The sequence below is a fragment of the Pseudoalteromonas sp. APAL1 genome (genome assembly GCF_021532475.1).
Classification (GTDB): domain Bacteria; phylum Pseudomonadota; class Gammaproteobacteria; order Enterobacterales; family Alteromonadaceae; genus Pseudoalteromonas; species Pseudoalteromonas lipolytica_C.
In genome coordinates, this window is the sequence record NZ_JAKGAW010000017.1 from 69,035 (window position 1) to 85,488 (window position 16,454).

General features: G+C 37.8%; 11 protein-coding genes. 7 read left to right on the forward strand and 4 right to left on the reverse strand.

Annotated elements, in window-relative coordinates; all coding sequences use genetic code 11:
• Positions 1 to 72 precede the first annotated feature (72 nt).
• A complete protein-coding gene (locus L1264_RS10500; RefSeq protein WP_135926626.1) occupies positions 73 to 282 on the forward strand; it encodes a PGPGW domain-containing protein in 210 nt (69 codons plus the stop codon).
• Positions 283 to 376: 94 nt separating this feature from the next.
• Here L1264_RS10500 and ppsA read toward each other — a convergent pair whose 3' ends face one another.
• The gene (gene ppsA / locus L1264_RS10505) at positions 377 to 2,752 is read right to left on the reverse strand and encodes a phosphoenolpyruvate synthase (protein WP_199526150.1); all 2,376 of its coding nucleotides are present in this window, start codon (positions 2,750 to 2,752) and stop codon (positions 377 to 379) included.
• Positions 2,753 to 2,904: 152 nt separating this feature from the next.
• Between ppsA and ppsR the strand changes: the two genes are divergently transcribed.
• Positions 2,905 to 3,714 carry a posphoenolpyruvate synthetase regulatory kinase/phosphorylase PpsR gene (gene ppsR, locus L1264_RS10510; protein ID WP_135926628.1) on the forward strand — a complete coding sequence of 270 codons (810 nt, stop codon included), beginning with the start codon at positions 2,905 to 2,907 and terminating at the stop codon, positions 3,712 to 3,714.
• 64 nt (positions 3,715 to 3,778) lie between these two features.
• Here the strand turns inward: ppsR and L1264_RS10515 are convergent, their stop codons facing one another.
• Positions 3,779 to 5,128 (reverse strand): class II 3-deoxy-7-phosphoheptulonate synthase, encoded by a 1,350-nt coding sequence (locus L1264_RS10515; protein WP_135926629.1) that lies wholly within the window; start codon positions 5,126 to 5,128, stop codon positions 3,779 to 3,781.
• A gap of 435 nt (positions 5,129 to 5,563) precedes the next feature.
• On the opposite strand from L1264_RS10515, the gene L1264_RS10520 reads away from it, so the two are divergent.
• The gene (locus tag L1264_RS10520; RefSeq protein WP_199526149.1) at positions 5,564 to 6,439 is read left to right on the forward strand and encodes a DNA replication terminus site-binding protein; all 876 of its coding nucleotides are present in this window, start codon (positions 5,564 to 5,566) and stop codon (positions 6,437 to 6,439) included.
• Positions 6,440 to 6,497: 58 nt separating this feature from the next.
• On the opposite strand, the gene L1264_RS10525 is transcribed toward L1264_RS10520, so the two are convergent.
• Positions 6,498 to 7,712, reverse strand: coding sequence for a hypothetical protein (locus tag L1264_RS10525; protein WP_063703764.1), 1,215 nt, complete (start codon positions 7,710 to 7,712; stop codon positions 6,498 to 6,500).
• 770 nt (positions 7,713 to 8,482) lie between these two features.
• Between L1264_RS10525 and L1264_RS10530 the strand changes: the two genes are divergently transcribed.
• The 4 genes from L1264_RS10530 (at position 8,483) to rmuC (ending at position 15,952) form a co-directional block, all read left to right on the forward strand.
• Positions 8,483 to 9,721 (forward strand): AAA family ATPase, encoded by a 1,239-nt coding sequence (locus L1264_RS10530; protein WP_135926631.1) that lies wholly within the window; start codon positions 8,483 to 8,485, stop codon positions 9,719 to 9,721.
• Between the two features lie 14 nt (positions 9,722 to 9,735).
• Complete coding sequence (locus L1264_RS10535) at positions 9,736 to 10,698, forward strand: transcriptional regulator (RefSeq protein ID WP_199526148.1); 963 nt, start codon at positions 9,736 to 9,738, stop codon at positions 10,696 to 10,698.
• A gap of 415 nt (positions 10,699 to 11,113) precedes the next feature.
• The gene (locus L1264_RS10540; RefSeq protein ID WP_235403979.1) at positions 11,114 to 14,257 is read left to right on the forward strand and encodes a DEAD/DEAH box helicase; all 3,144 of its coding nucleotides are present in this window, start codon (positions 11,114 to 11,116) and stop codon (positions 14,255 to 14,257) included.
• 228 nt (positions 14,258 to 14,485) lie between these two features.
• Entirely contained in the window at positions 14,486 to 15,952 is a 1,467-nt protein-coding gene (gene rmuC / locus L1264_RS10545; protein WP_138556530.1) for a DNA recombination protein RmuC, read from the forward strand.
• Positions 15,953 to 16,020: 68 nt separating this feature from the next.
• Here the strand turns inward: rmuC and tnpA are convergent.
• Positions 16,021 to 16,454, reverse strand: a 434-nt coding sequence (gene tnpA / locus L1264_RS10550) for an IS200/IS605 family transposase (protein WP_235403981.1), incomplete at its 5' end; no start/stop codon positions are given.

The following is a 16,454-nucleotide window of genomic DNA, read 5'->3' on the forward strand; positions in this document are numbered from 1 at the left end:
GTAACACTCTTTTTATCGATTTTGAAAGCATTACTTTTATACTGTTTATAAAAGCATCAAAGAGATATGGATATGAAGAAAATTGCATTAATCAGTTTGGGTTTACTAAGTTTACTACTGGGCTTAGTTTTTATTGTTGTACCTGGACCTTCGCTTATTTTTTTTATTGCTGGGCTTTTTTGTTTATCATTTTATTACCCTAAAGCGCGTGATTATTTAACCTTGTGTCAAAAGGCACTCACTAGGTCATGTGCTTATATTGATAAAAAACTTGCTCGCTGATTTAAAGGGCGTGTTGTCCTTTAAAGTAACAAAAATGCCAGCTAGTTGCTGGCATTTTTTATATTAGGTTCTTTATTTTAGCTAAATAAAGTACTTAGTCGGCTAATTTTTTAGCAAGATATAACCAAGTTTCTAATACTGTATCTGGATTTAGAGAAACAGAATCAATGCCCTGCTCAACTAACCAAGCTGCAAAGTCTTCATGATCTGAAGGACCCTGACCACAAATACCTACGTATTTGCCTTTTGCTTTAGCTGTTTGAATAGCCATTGATAATAGTTTCTTGATTGCAGGGTTACGCTCATCAAATAGATGTGCAATTAAACCTGAATCACGGTCAAGACCTAATGTTAACTGAGTTAAGTCGTTTGAACCGATAGAGAAACCATCGAAATACTCTAAGAACTCATCTGCTAGTAAAGCGTTTGATGGTAATTCACACATCATGATTACTTTAAGACCATTTTCGCCACGTTTAAGACCGTGCTCTTCAAGTAATTCAATAACGCGTTTACCTTCTTCAAGTGTACGTACAAATGGGATCATGATTTCGATGTTAGTCATTCCCATTTCGTTGCGAACACGTTTAATTGCTTCACACTCTAACGCGAAACAGTCACGGAAATCTTCAGAGATATAACGCGCTGCACCACGGAAACCAATCATTGGGTTTTCTTCTTCCGGCTCATATTGCTGGCCGCCAACAAGGTTTGCATATTCGTTAGACTTAAAGTCAGACATACGAACGATTACACGCTCAGGTGCAAATGCACAACCTAGTGTTGCAATACCTTCCACAAGCTTAGAAATATAGAATTCAACTGGCGATTCATAACCTGCCATCATTTCTGAAATTTCAGCTTTAAGCTCATCAGATTGCGCATCAAAGTTAAGAAGTGCTTTAGGATGAACACCGATCATACGGTTGATTACGAATTCTACACGAGCAAGACCAACACCAGCATGTGGTAAACGCGCGAAGTCGAATGCACGATCTGGGTTACCCACGTTCATCATAATTTTCATTGGTAATTCTGGCATTTCATCAACACGTGAAGTAAGTACTTCGTAATCTAAAATACCTTCGTAGATATAACCTGTGTCACCTTCGGCACACGATACTGTTACATCCTGACCTGCTTTAATTAAATCAGTTGCATTACCACAACCAACAACTGCAGGAATACCAAGTTCACGAGCAATGATTGCAGCGTGACAAGTACGGCCACCACGGTTTGTTACAATCGCAGCGGCACGCTTCATGATCGGCTCCCAATCTGGGTCAGTCATGTCAGTAACTAGGATGTCGCCTTGTTGTACTTTGTCCATTTCGTCAATTGAATTAAGTACACGAACAGTACCTGAACCAATTTTGTGACCAATAGCACGGCCTTCAACTACAACAGCACTTGTGCCGTTTAGTTGGAAACGTTCCATTACGTTTGCGTCTTCATTTGAACGAACAGTTTCTGGACGTGCTTGAACAATATAAAGCTTGCCGTCGTTACCATCTTTTGCCCACTCGATGTCCATTGGACGACCGTAGTGTTTTTCAATGATCACAGCTTGCTTTGCAAGTTCTTGAACTTCAGAATCTGTGATTGAGAATTTGTTTGATAGTGCAGAATCTACATCAACAATTTCAACTTGCTTGCCGTGTGATTCATCTGCAGAGTAAATCATTTGGATTGCTTTAGAACCAATGTTGCGGCGAACTACAGCAGGTTTACCGTTAGCAAGTGTTGGTTTGTGAACATAGAATTCATCTGGGTTTACAGCACCCTGTACAACCATTTCCCCAAGACCATAGCTTGACGTTACAAATACTACATCTTCAAAGCCAGATTCAGTATCAATACTGAACATAACACCTGAAGCTGCTTTATCTGAACGAACCATGCGTTGGATACCAGCTGATAATGCAACACCACGGTGATCATAACCTTGGTGAACACGGTAAGAAATAGCGCGGTCATTAAATAGTGAGGCAAACACGTGTTTGATTGCAGTCATAACTGAATCAATACCACGTACGTTTAAAAACGTTTCTTGTTGTCCTGCAAATGAAGCGTCTGGCATGTCTTCTGCTGTTGCAGATGAGCGAACTGCAAATGATACATCTTGAGATGCGTCGCCATGTAATTGGCTGTATGCGTCGCGAATGGCTTGGTCTAGGTTAGGTTGGAATGGTGTGTCGATAATCCATTGGCGGATTTCGGCACCGACTTTAGCGAGTGTATTTACATCATCCACATCCAATGTGTCTAAAATATCGTGGATTTTTGAGTTTAAACCAGATTGCTCTAGAAACTCATTGAATGCATCAGCGGTTGTAGCGAAACCACCTGGCACTTGAACACCAGCGTTAGCTAGGTTTGAGATCATTTCACCCAGTGAAGCGTTTTTACCGCCAACACGTGGAACATCTTGCATACCAAGCTCTTGATACCAGAGAACGTATTCTTGCACGGATCTTTCTCCATAAACAAATTGTAGTACTAACTGTGAGAGTTAAGAAAGAAAACCTTCTAAAAAGGTCGTAGTCATTCTACACTGGCAACAGACCTCACGTAAACCGTGAAGCCCCTATTTTGCAGATAAAGGTAATAAAAAGGTTAAATATGAGAACTGCATTTTATATCTCTGATGGAACAGCTATCACCTCCGAAGTCTTTGGTCATGCGACCTTATCTATGTTTCCTGTGGAGTTTAATCACAAAACAATTCCTTTTGTTGAAACAGAAAAAAAAGCAAACGAAGTTAGGAACTTAATTAACTCAACAGCTCAACGAGATGGTGAGCAACCTTTGGTATTTTTCACTTTTGTGAACCATGAATTAAGTGAAATTATAAAATCGTCATGTGCGGTATGTTATGACTTTTTATCGCAATACAGTGATAAAATCGCTCAAGAGCTCAATGTTGCCCCTGTACCAAAAGTACATAGAACACATTCAATGCATGAGAAAAGCTATGACTTTAGAATTGATGCGGTGAACTATGCGTTGACCAATGATGATGGCGCTAATATAAAAAATTATTCTGAGGCTGACATTATTCTTGTCGGCGTTAGCCGAAGTGGTAAAACACCTACTAGTTTATATCTAGCATTGCAGTACGGCATAAAAGCAGCCAACTATCCACTTACAGAAGATGATTTAGAGCGAGGCACCCTTCCTGAATGTTTAAAGGCCTACAAACATAAGCTATTTGGTTTAACAATTGATCCTGTTCGCCTTGCTGATATTCGCCAACGTCGTATGGCGAACTCTAAATATGCGTCTTTAAAACAGTGTCGAATTGAAGTTCGTGAAGTAGAAATGCTTTATAAAAAACAAAAGATTCAATATTTAAATTCAACACATCATTCGGTTGAAGAAATATCTGCAAAGATTATATCTGATACAGGTCTTGAAAGACGTAAGTACTAACTTTCTTTAGTATCGGACATTAAAAAAGGCTGCAAATAGCAGCCTTTTTTGTATAACTTATAAGTTACTTACGTGCGTCTTTTAATAAATCTGCGACTAAGAAACCAAGTTCTAAAACTTGATCAGCATTTAAACGCGGGTCGCACTGTGTGCGATAACGTTGTGCTAAGTCTTCATCAGATAAACCATACGCACCACCGGTACATTCAGTTACGTGTTGGCCAGTCATTTCAAGGTGAACACCGCCTGGGTATGAACCCTCAGCTTTATGAACTGCGAAGAACTGGCTAATTTCACGAAGAATGTTATTAAAGCTTCGTGTTTTATAGCCTGAGCTCGCTTTTTCTGTATTACCGTGCATTGGATCAGAGCTCCAAATTACTTTACGGCCTTCTTGTTGTACTTTGCGTACCAGTGCCGGCAGTTTCTCTGGAAGTACATCAGCACCCATTCTGGTAATTAATGTTAAGCGCCCAGGAATGTTATCTGGGTTAACAGCATCAATTAATTTAATAAGCTCGTCTGGGTCCATACCAGGGCCAACTTTCACACCGATTGGGTTTTTAATACCTTTAAAGAACTCGATATGTGCATGATCTAACTGGCGTGTACGCTCACCAATCCAAACAAAGTGTGCAGAACAATCGTACCAGTCACCTGATAGATGGTCTCGACGTGTTAATGCTTCTTCGTAGCCTAATAATAATGCTTCGTGTGATGTAAATAAGTCTGTTTCTTTTAAGCTTGGTGCAACTGTTGAGTCGATACCGCACACTTCCATAAATTCAAGGGCATCTTGAATTCTGTCTGCTAACTGTTGGTATTTCTCTTTAAGTGGGTTTGCAGCAACAAAACCCATGTTCCAACGGTTTACTTGATGTAAATCTGCTAAACCACCTTGAGCAAATGCGCGTAATAAATTCAACGTTGCTGCACTGTGATGGTACGCCGTCATTAAGCGCTGTGGATCTGGGATACGCGCTTGCTCTGTAAATTCAAAGTTATTGATGATATCACCACGGTATGAAGGCAATGAAACACCGTCAATCGTTTCGTAATCTGATGAGCGTGGCTTAGCATACTGACCTGCCATACGTGCAATTTTAACAACAGGGCATTTACCACCATAAGTTAAAACGACGGCCATTTGTAAAAGTGTTTTAAAGGTGTCGCGGATATTCGCTGCGTTAAAGTCACTGAATGACTCTGCACAATCACCACCTTGTAATAAGAAGGCTCTGCCCTCACATACAGCTTCTAGTTGTTTATATAAGCTACGCGTCTCTTCAGCAAAAACTAAAGGTGGTGCACTTTTTAATTGCCCCTCAACTGATTTTAGGGCTTCTTGATCTGGGTACTCTGGCTGCTGAAGTATCGGCAGTTTTCTCCAGCTGTCTGGGTTCCACGATTGCATGTTCTTTCCTCATTCCTAACATAGACCGTTAACGAAAACTAACTTATTGCAGGTACTAAGTTCAAGGACAATATTCAGCTATTTGTAATTATTTAGTTATTTGACAAATACTTTAGCTATGAATAATTAAAAATTAACGATTTAAACATTATAGAACAGTAAGTTACCTGCTGTGTATAGCGAACTTATATTACAGAATATATAAGAACACATCTTACTATTAGATAGCACTAGTGTAACCTCAGCTTTACGCTAGTTAAAAACACTTTTTATCACTAAGTTGAAATAATAAAAATACATGCTAAGCACTAATATATAAGAACACATCATACTTAGTTAAAGTTCTATGAAAGGTCAACATCTGGGTGAAATAAGTATTTAAAACAACAAGTGATAAGGTTAAACTTAGGGAATCTATTTGTAAGATGTGTTCCTATGAGTACTAAACTTGAAATTCGCAGTCAGTTTGATTTAGTTAATGAGTTAACCCACCTATTTTGTGATGAATTAAAACAGCTTGATTTTCATAAAGCGTCATATTATCAATTACCTGATATTGATATAAACGATGAGAAAAAAGTCCCTTCGGCAATACCTGTCATAAAAGTTGAAGGTGCTGATGCACAAAAACAAATCATTAATTCGTTTGGTGATTTTTATAAAAAGACGGGATTAAGTAGTCGAGTACTTAAAAGGCATCCTGGCTTATTAGTTCTTAAAGATGTTGATAAACAAAATATTACCGCCAGAATCAATCAAATAAACAAAGCCAAAGCTGATTTTAAAAATTGTGTGTTGGCTATCGATAATAACGATGCACGCTTTGAAGCTGTTCATAATGCTGTGCCAAACTTAATTACTTTAGCTGCCTATCGTAAAATTCACTATGAAACAGAGTCACCCTACTCTGTCCGTTTTACTTGGATGCACAAACATGCAACTAAAACACTAACGAAAAAAATGGCACTCGCTATGTTAGAAAAGTCTGCAAGTTATTCAAATCCAAGAATGATCGATCAACATTCTTGGCAAGCACTTGTTGCACAAGAACAAAGTCGTGTTGCAAGTTTAGGTGATAAAGAGAAATTACGAATTCGTAGACCAACAAGGGTAAGCCCACAAGTTAATGTTAGATACACGGCTCAGAACAGATATCATGTTAGTGCTGCTTTACCATTTATTTTGATAAACCCTGAACCCGATGTAAAACTTGGTACGTTATCTGATTATAAAAAACCACAAAGCCACCCTCGTAAAAGAGAATATGATTTCTTAGTAGATAGACTTTACTTAGAACAAGTAACAGATTGATTATGTTAAAAAGGCCACTTATGTGGCCTTTTGTTTGTAGTTAGTAGTATTAAAGAAATTAGTCTTCAACTATTTCTTCAATTTTATCTTCATCAATTAAAACTGCATTCTCAACAATGCGTTTGCCACCTTGTATTTCGATTCGTTTATTATGCTTATTTAGTGTAAGAATCTCATCACAAAATTGGTCAGACGGATGCATCTCGTAAGTGTAATCAATAATATTACCTGTTTTATCATCTTTAACGTTGGTAATGTTATATTCTGAAATTGCACCTTTCTCGATCAAATCTTTCATTGTTGTCGTCATATCACGACGCAATGCTTTCAATTTGTTTTCTGTTATTTCATCTGTCGAGTAGATTGAGCCGTACTTTTCCATAATTGATAAAAGTCGAAAATGGTAGGTTTTACCCGGTGCAGCATAACGCCATAAATGATACAAACGCAGCATCATCCAACGTGATAAACCACGCTTTAATTCTTGTGCACTATTAAAGTAATAACCTTTATATTCAAGATTATCGATCATGTTATGTACGAACGCATTTAAACATGCAACACATTTTACGTTACCACCTTGACCTTTCTTGCCACTAAAGTGCAGTGACGATAAAAAGTTCATATTCGATTCGTAAAATGAATCATCAATATCAGAATTGCGGGTGTCGGTTGCTGAATATCTAAATGAAAGTTTAGAACCTTGTAATGCTTCTAAAGATTCTTTAATTTGAGGATATGGCATCGACTGGCCAACAGCTTTCAGCTCTTGCGCCAATTCATTCATTGAAAATACAACCGCGTATTGAATACCCGATTTAAAATTAATTTTTACAATTTTACCTTTAGAAGCTAAACGGATCAGAGCTCGCTCGACTTTTTCTTCTCGGTCAGATGGCCAAACAAGATATTCAACATCTTCACCATCTTTACGAGTGCTCACTACCGCAGGTGTAATTTTTATTTCGCCATCATAAAGAATGCCGTCTACTTTTTCTGAGATTCTGCGTGTAACGATTGTTTTCTTTGGTGCTTCTTCAACCGGAAGCTTTTTATGACCAGAACGGACAAAACGTCCCCATAAATCATAATGATTAAATGTATTTGAGTAAGCTCTCAAACCATGAGCAGCATTTTCAATTGAAACTCGCACATCTTTGTTGTCTGTAAATAGTGCTAGACTTTCATTATCTATTGCACTTTCCACCCCGTGGATCTGCCCGCGTAATGTGTCGGGTAAGTTATCTACCGAGATGTTGACCTTTCGGCTCATTGTTCTTATTTCCAATTTTTCTTCGACAGTTAATAACAACACATAAAACTTAAAAAGTTAAATGTTTAAGTTAGTAAAAACTTGATCCGATCTCAATTAATTTCTTAGGATCAGATTTATACTAACTCTCTAGTAATTGCTAATTTTCAGATCAGATTTTTACTAAGTTATAGTTCATAGGTGGCGATTTTACTAACTCAGTTCAATTTATGTCCGGTGAATCTACTTTTTAAGGCTTATTTACACGACATAAATCTCTATTTTTTAAATCGCATGTGGATAAACCAAGTTTAAGTTAGCATAGATCTGATCTGTACCAACTATAGATCAGATCCGTACTAACTAAATGCTTAATTTTACCTGGGTACCAGTGTATAACTTTCTAATTTAGTTAGTAAAATTTTGATCTACACAGACATAATTGTGAGTAATTTGGTGATTAAGCTGTGCATAACTAAAAAGCCCATTTTTTACTTAGTAATAAGCTGATCTGTGAGTAATAAGAGATCTGATCTTAACCAAGTAAAACTATGATCTGCTATTTTATAAAATATTCAATCAAATCAGCTAGATATTACACTATTTTAGCATCTTAACCTTTTATACCTATATATTTAACCGATATTAAACTTACTTATTTATACTTAGCATAAGTAAAGTTACAAATTTTTATTAAATGTCTTATTAATAAAAGGCATGTCGTCTTAAATACTTGTTTACAGCAATTTGAATGGACATTATACTTAAAGCATAACTTTGAGGAAGAAAGTATGTCTATCAATAATAATGCGCTAGCCACTTATAGGTTACTAAAAGCGACAGCAGAAGTTGCTGAAAAATCGCTAGAAGGACGTATTCAACATTACCGTGCCCATCTTAAGTCTGAAGAAAAAGAACTTCGCACTTACACTCAAAAAGCCGCTGCTGATCTACTAGGTTGTAATAATCGCACCCTTAAAAGACGCCATGACAATGGTGACTTTGATGAATTGAATATCAAACGTGGCGCAAATGGTCACTATGCTTATACGTTAGTCAATATTTTTGCTATGGCAGATATCATGGATATCAAGCCAGATCACCGAACTCTAGATGATAAATTACAAGTTATTGTTATTAACTCACTAAAGGGTGGATGTGGTAAAACAACTAGTATGGTTAATATAGCCGCGGCTCTGGCTACCACCAATATTAAACGTTATCGCATTGGTATCATTGACCTTGACCCACAAGGTTCATCTTCAAGCTTTTTCCCACCAAGTGAACCAGATCCAATCACTGTAGGTGACTTAATGCGTGATTGTATTGAACTTGAAGATAATGAAACCTGGGATGAATTAGTAACAAGTGCATTTCTACCTACTCATATTCCTAATATCCGTATCTTACCTTCAGGTATGGATGATTTTTATTTTGAGCATGAAACGGCCACTTTACTAAAAGACAGCTCAAGCTACGATAAAACGCGTCATTACCACAAGTTATTAGAGAAAGTTATTGAACCGGTAAAAGATCAATTTGATATCATTCTAATTGACACCGCTCCTTCTCTTAACTTTATGTTTTATAATGCATTAATGGCTTCTACATCAATGCTTATTCCTGTTCATCCAGAAGCAGTAGACTTTGATGCCAACAATAAATATTTAAAACGATTAGGTGAGATATACCATACAGTTGCAGCCCTTGGTCACGAGGGATGGGATTTTATGCAGTTCTTAGTTACTAACTATGTGAAAGGCAATCACTCACAGCGTGATATCGTAAAAGATGTACGTAGTGCGTTCGGTCGTCAAGTAATGAGTTACCCTATAAATCATAGTTCTGCTATAACAGCCAGCTCATCATCATTTAATACCATTTTTGATCAAAAGACTTCTGACAGCTTAGCAAGTCGCGAGTCACTATTACGTGCTCAAGAAAATATCAAAGATGTGGTTGATGAACTTGAAATGTTGATCAGATCTAACTGGCAATCAACTCAATCAACACTAAATACAGCTAAGTAAGGTTAATAATAAAGATGGCTAAAAAACGTAAAAATGATACCAGCTTAGATCCTTTTTCAACCTCTATTGAAAGCAGCAGTTTAGATGCATTGCTTGAAAAAGCATCTGCCGGTGATGTAATCAGTATGCCTGCTCCTAGTGATCCTACCCGTCAAATCACGTTGGTATGTAAAGTGATCCCTAGCTCTGAAATTGAAGCTAAAACAAAGGTATACGGTAAAAACCGCCGAGTACAATCACTTCTAAACGAAAAGTCAGTTGCCGATATTCTACCTGCAATTGCTGAAGACGGTCGTAACCAGCACCCTGCCCTATGTTGGGATAAAGGTGACGAAATGCTTGTATTAGCAGGCTCACGTCGTCGTAAAGCCTGTATTTTAAGTAATTCTGATTACTTAGTATTAAGCTCTGCAGACTTTACAGATCAAGATGCAAAAATTCTTGCCGTTTCTTCAGATCAATACATTGCCCCGAGTTTATGGGAGCTTGGTCAAGCATATCAACAGACCCGTGATGAGCTTATTGCTGAAGGTAAAAAAGGCTCTTATCGTGAAATTGCTGCTATTGAAGGCGTGTCTCACACTGCAATTGCTGATGCAATCAAAGCTTATGAGAATCTTCCAGCAACAGTTTTAAGCCTTTACCCTACTGCAAATCACGTAGGTCGTGAGGTCGCTAAAAAGCTCATAGCAGCTAAAGAGCGAGACGAGCAAGCGTTTACTCAGCTTGTTGACGAAATCAGTTCTGATGCTGAGCTTGCGGCTATTAGCAGTGATGACAAACGCGCTTTAGCTATCACTAAACGCTTAACGGCAGAGCCAGTGTCGACTAGTCGCCGTGAAGCAATACTTGATAGTGAATTTGTTGTTGTACAGCGCAACATTAAAAGCGGTGATCTATCTGTGAAAATAGATAATAAAGTTATGACTGACAAACGCTTAGAGCAATTAACAAAGCTATTAAATAGCTTTAATTAGTTAGTAAAATAACGATCTATCACGCTTTTTATGTTAGTAAAAGCGTGATCTGTTCTCCTGTTTAGTTAGTAAAATAATGATCTCATTTGGCAATAATCATAAGATCCTCCCCTCTCAGATCACTATTTTACTAACTTATAACCCCTTTACAGCTCTTTTTTGGTTTTCCTTACATATCTTAGTAAAAAAGTGATCTGTAAAGCCCCTTCGTTGTTTATAAGTTGTTCATAACTTGTGCGATTGCTGTTTGTTAAATCAGCTTTTTATGTTTTAAGTCGATTTGCTGTTTTATAAAACACTTTTTTACCAACTTATCAGCTCCAACCAGTCCAAAATGGCTTATTAGTGCTTTAGCTCATCGCCGATAGATCATATACTGGCAGAATTATTTTTTGTTTTTACTGCCAAAAACTTTATGTCTGCTAACTTATCCAAAAATGACTTATTAGCTATCTTTGAGGAAATCAAACAAGAGCAAGAAACCCAGTTTCCTCTTTCTGAACGATTCATCAAACAGCTATTTAAGCCGCATGTGTTAAGTAAAGCTAAAGAGTATCACCAGAACGGTCAAATCAACTGGTTAGAACACAATAGTGATTTTAGTGTTATAGATGCATCTATGTTTGGTAATGAAGGGAATACATTTACCCAGCATATCGAGATCAGTAAATTACCAACTGGTTTTTCGGTCGATTCACACTGTACATGTGGTTCAAAAACAAAATGCCGCCACATCGCTGCAGTTTTACTTAAGTTAAAAATTGAACATTCAGGCAACTATGGCGAAGATTATATTATTAATGATTGGTTTAGTGAGCTTAAAACATTAAAGCAAGCATCGAATGATACAGCCAAACAAGTTCTACTTTTTGTTTTAGATATTGAAAAATCGGTTGTAACATTAACGCCTAAAATAGCTAATTACGATCCCGAGCATAACTATACCCTTGGCCGCAATCTTACTGAACAACAATTAAATAGCTTTGTTACACCAACAGATTTACTAGAGTCTGATTTTCGACTTTATAGTTGGATCCGCTCGCAAAATGCCCTTGGTAAGTTAGAGCTTAAAGGTCAATGGGGGTTTGCGGCCCTGCAACAACTTATTGCCACTCAGCGTTTATTTTTAGGTCGTTCTCGCCAAGCTATTAAAGCAGATACCATGCAAGCACTAGAGTTTGATTGGAAACAAAATAAAGATCTAACCTCATTGAGCATGACACTCGCAGGTCAAGATAATTGGTTATTATTAAAAACAACACCGCCTACTTACCTTGACCCTGACAAGCTAAAAGTCGGTCGCATCAGAACACCTTTAACTGCTGATGAAATTGCCTTACTAGCAAATATGCCTGCAATACATAGTGAAAACTTTGATCGAGTCTATCAGCAGCTCAGTGATAATTTTGGTGAAGGGGTAATCCCTCATGCGTACAAAGAGAATAAAATTTGTAATGCGCGTAGTGTTTTTCCTGTCATTAGCTTAAATAATGATGAAGGAACTATTCGGTTATCACTTAAGTTTAATTACCAACGTTCTTTGTATGATTTAAGCCAAGCTCCTGCAGAGATTATTAATCAATCATTCGAGAATACCGTTGTAAATGAATTAATTAACCTTGGTTTTGAGCTTTGTAAAGGGGCTTTACAAACTGATTTTATATTTAATAAACAATCAGTTATACATGAACACTGGTTAAAGTTTGAAATTATTCCAAACTTGTCAAAACGCGGTTGGAAAATTAACGACGATCTAAATGTAGGTAAAGCTTTAAAGCAACTTTCACTTCAAGTACAACGCGGCAAAGGTCACCAAATAGTTAGTAAAATAGTGATCTCTGGTGTTAAGACGCAGCAGCTTTTCACTACTGATGATAAAAACTTTCAATCCCTTAACAGGCAAAGTGAGCAGTTCTTCTATTTTAATGTAGGCAAGCGTTTCGCTGTTATTAATAAAGCTGCCATAGCGCAACTAAATGAATACCGTGAACGTTTTGAACACATAAAAACACGTGATGAAATTTTAATGCCGCTGTCATTTTTACCACAATTAATTGAGCAGACAGCCATTAAAGTGAATATTGTTGATGATACGCTTGATGCCTATTTAGCGGAATTAAGTCATTCGCAACAGTTAATTAAAAAGTCCGATATTCAAGGGTTAAACAAGGGTGTGCAATTGCGTGAGTATCAACAACACGGTGTTGATTGGCTCAACTTTTTAAAACGACACCAACTAGGTGGGATTTTAGCTGATGACATGGGGCTAGGGAAAACCCTTCAAGTTATTGCCTTTTTGGCAAACGCAAAGCAATTACCTCAGGCAGGGCCAACTTTAATTATTTGCCCTACCAGTTTGGTTGGAAACTGGCAAAGTGAAATTAATAAGTTTGCCAGCCATCTTAAAATTACTACCGTGTTTGGTGCTGCTCGCAGCGAGCAATTGCAGCAGTTATCACAGGCAGATTGTATTTTAACGACCTACCCTTTACTTAAACGTGATATCGCTTTTTATTCACCGCTGTATTTTGAAAATATTATTCTTGATGAAGCGCAATACATTAAAAATGATGCTGCGCAGGTTTCGCGCTTAGTTAAACGGCTTAATGCTGACTTTAAGTTATGTTTAAGTGGCACACCTATCGAAAACAACCTCTTTGAGCTTAAGTCCTTACTTGATTTTGCCATGCCTTCTTTACTTGGCTCACAAGCTCATTACAAAGATTATTTCCAGACGCCGATTGAGCGTGATAACGATGTACAGCGTGCTGATGAATTGAAGTCTTTGATCATGCCATTCATCTTACGCCGCACTAAAGCACAGGTTACTCAAGAGCTACCAGAAAAAACTGAGCTAATTAAAGAATTTGAGTTTGAGGCAAAACAAAAAGAACTCTATAAAGGAATTACAGAATCTCTTGAGCAAAAGCTTGTCGATTTATTTGCTCAGCAAGGTGTGCAAAAGAGTAAACTTGCGTTTTTAGATGCGTTATTAAAATTACGGCAGATTTGTTGTCATCCAAAACTGATTGATCCAAGCTCTCAAGCTGGCAGCGCCAAGCTTGATTGGTTGTCTAAGCATTTACCAATTATGCTCAGTGAAGGTCGTAAGGTGATTATATTTAGTCAATTTACCATGGCGCTTGATGTCATTGCTGAACGATTAAATGAATTGGGTATCAGCTTTAGTATGCTCACAGGTCAAACGCGCCATCGCGATAAAGTAATTGCTGAGTTTACCCAGGGTGATACCTCTGTATTCTTAATTAGTTTAAAGGCCGGAGGAACCGGTTTGAACTTAACTCAGGCCGATACAGTGATTCACTTTGATCCTTGGTGGAACCCTGCCGTAGAAAAACAAGCAACAGATAGAGCCTATCGAATTGGCCAAACTAACCCTGTGTTTGTTTATAAATTAATTATGGCCAACTCAATTGAACAAAAAGTATTTAAAATGCAGCAGCATAAGCAAGCACTTGTTGATGCATTATTCACTGAAAAATCAATGAGTTTTACTCAGTTTGATGAAGATCAAATGCTTGCTCTGATAAAAAATTAAATTTTTTGAAAGTTTTTTTGAACTAATCAAATTTTAGGGCGTCTATTATTATGCTTGTTGTTAAATTGCAGTTTACATAAGCATTATGTTGATTTCCCATTTGGTTACTAAATTTTAGTAATGTTAGAGCCAGCTCACCTTGAGCTGGCTTTTTTTATGCCTGCTCCCCTACTCTGCCGAGTACTAATTCGTTATGATGATGTGTCTTCAAGTTATTGAGTTTTCGTTATGATTACAGAGCTAATTGCACAGATTAATTGGCAAAGTGTGGTACTTGGTGGTGCTGTAGGTGCAGTTGCAAGTGGTGTTATTTTTGCCTTGCAAAAAAGTCGCTTAAAAAATCAGTTAACCGAGCTGCAAAATAGCTATCAAATCCAGCAAAGCAATTTAGAGCAAAAGCAGCTGCAACTGCAAGAAAGCCAACTTTCGCATTCACAGTTACAGCAAGATTACGCTGAACAGCGTGATGAATCGCAACATTTTAAAACCCGTTTTGTAGAACAAGAAAAACAAGCGCAACAATACAACCAATTTTGGCGTAGAGTTGAAGCCGAACTCACTGAAACTAAAGCGGCTCTTAATCAGCGAGATGTTGAATTAAGTACCTTACGCAGTACGATAGAGCAAAAAGAGCTGCACTTTAAAGAGCAGCTTAGTCATATCAAAGAGAGCAAAGAGCAACTCAAAAAAGAGTTTGAAAACCTCGCTAACCAAATCCTTGAAGAGAAGTCTCAGCGTTTTAAAACTCTAAACCAAGAAAGCATCGAACAACTATTAAAACCGGTTCAGGGTGAGCTAAAAGGCTTTCGCGATAAGATGGAATTGATCCACGTTGAAGATCTTAAACAACGTGCTGCGCTAAAAACAGAGTTATTGCATTTACAGGCTAAAAGCCAAGCTATTACTGAGCAAGCAGATAGGCTGAGTACAGCACTACAAGGACAAAAGAAAACCCAAGGTAATTGGGGAGAGTTAATGCTTGAAAATGTACTCGACAGCGCTGGGCTGCGTGCAGGTGTAGATTATCAACGTGAAGTGTCGTTTAACACTGAAGATGGTCGTCTACGCCCTGATGTTGTGGTGTATTTACCCCAGCAACGCCATTTAGTTATTGATGCTAAAACCTCTTTAAACGCTTATACACGCTATGTAAACGCTGATACCGAGCTTGAGGCTCAGCAAGCGCTTAAAGAGCATGTAGCGGCGGTGCAATCACGTATTAACGAGTTAGCAAGCAAAGCCTACGATAGGCTACCCGGTATTAACTCACCTGAAGTGGTGATCATGTTTGTACCGATAGAGTCGGCTTTTGTTGAAGCACTTAAATACCAAAGTGATATATATCAGCAGGCTATCGAAAAAAATATCTTAGTTGCAACACCAACGACGTTATTAACCAGTTTGAACATCGTAAAACAACTGTGGCGTTTTGAAGAGCAAACTAAATACTCAAAAGAGCTAGCCGCCCGAGCAGAGCGTTTTTACAACAAGCTCAATGGTTTTCTAACCAGTATGGAAGGGGTTGGTAAGCAATTAGACCGCGCCAAAGAAAGCTACGATAAAGCGTTTTCTCAGCTGTATCGTGGTAAAGGAAACTTGATTAAGCAGGCCTCTGAGTTCAAAGAATTAGGGGTTTCTGTTCAAAAAGAATTACCCGCGGAAAGTGTTGAAAAAGCCCAATTAGAGTTAGATTAAATGAGATGTAAAAGATCCACCTTCTAAAGAAGGTGGCTTTGCATTAGCCCCCTAGAAGGGGGCGTTGTTTACTGGAGTGTTAACTGCGCCTGCTCTTGCACCTCTTCCTTTTCTTGGTGCCTGACATACCGCCTTATTATTTCTTCATTTATCCCTACAGTATCTACAAAGTACCCTCTCTGCCAAAAATGGTTTCCCCATAACTTGTTTTTCCTTAAGTATGGATATTTGCTAAATAGCTTTAACGCTATTTTTCCCTTTAAAGCACCCATTAATTTCGAGACTGATAACTTCGGCGGTATCTTTACTACCAAATGAACATGGTCAACCTGCACATTTAACTCGACTACTTTGCACCCTAACTGCTCACAATAAACTTGTATGCACCTGTAAACATCTCTGCCTACTTTGTTCTTCAATATTCTGAACCTATACTTTGGTGTCCAGACTATATGATATTGACATCGCCAATACACATGCGATGCTTTCTCGTATCTACTCA

What these genes read in the sequence shown, in the direction of transcription:
- L1264_RS10500 (WP_135926626.1), top strand. Translation starts at nt 73, where the DNA reads ATGAAGAAAATTGCATTAATCAGTTTGGGTTTACTAAGTTTACTACTG.
- L1264_RS10540 (WP_235403979.1), top strand. Translation starts at nt 11,114, where the DNA reads ATGTCTGCTAACTTATCCAAAAATGACTTATTAGCTATCTTTGAGGAA.
- L1264_RS10530 (WP_135926631.1), top strand. Translation starts at nt 8,483, where the DNA reads ATGTCTATCAATAATAATGCGCTAGCCACTTATAGGTTACTAAAAGCG.
- L1264_RS10525 (WP_063703764.1), bottom strand. Translation starts at nt 7,712, where the DNA reads ATGAGCCGAAAGGTCAACATCTCGGTAGATAACTTACCCGACACATTA.
- ppsR (WP_135926628.1), top strand. Translation starts at nt 2,905, where the DNA reads ATGAGAACTGCATTTTATATCTCTGATGGAACAGCTATCACCTCCGAA.
- L1264_RS10520 (WP_199526149.1), top strand. Translation starts at nt 5,564, where the DNA reads ATGAGTACTAAACTTGAAATTCGCAGTCAGTTTGATTTAGTTAATGAG.
- L1264_RS10515 (WP_135926629.1), bottom strand. Translation starts at nt 5,128, where the DNA reads ATGCAATCGTGGAACCCAGACAGCTGGAGAAAACTGCCGATACTTCAG.
- rmuC (WP_138556530.1), top strand. Translation starts at nt 14,486, where the DNA reads ATGATTACAGAGCTAATTGCACAGATTAATTGGCAAAGTGTGGTACTT.
- L1264_RS10535 (WP_199526148.1), top strand. Translation starts at nt 9,736, where the DNA reads ATGGCTAAAAAACGTAAAAATGATACCAGCTTAGATCCTTTTTCAACC.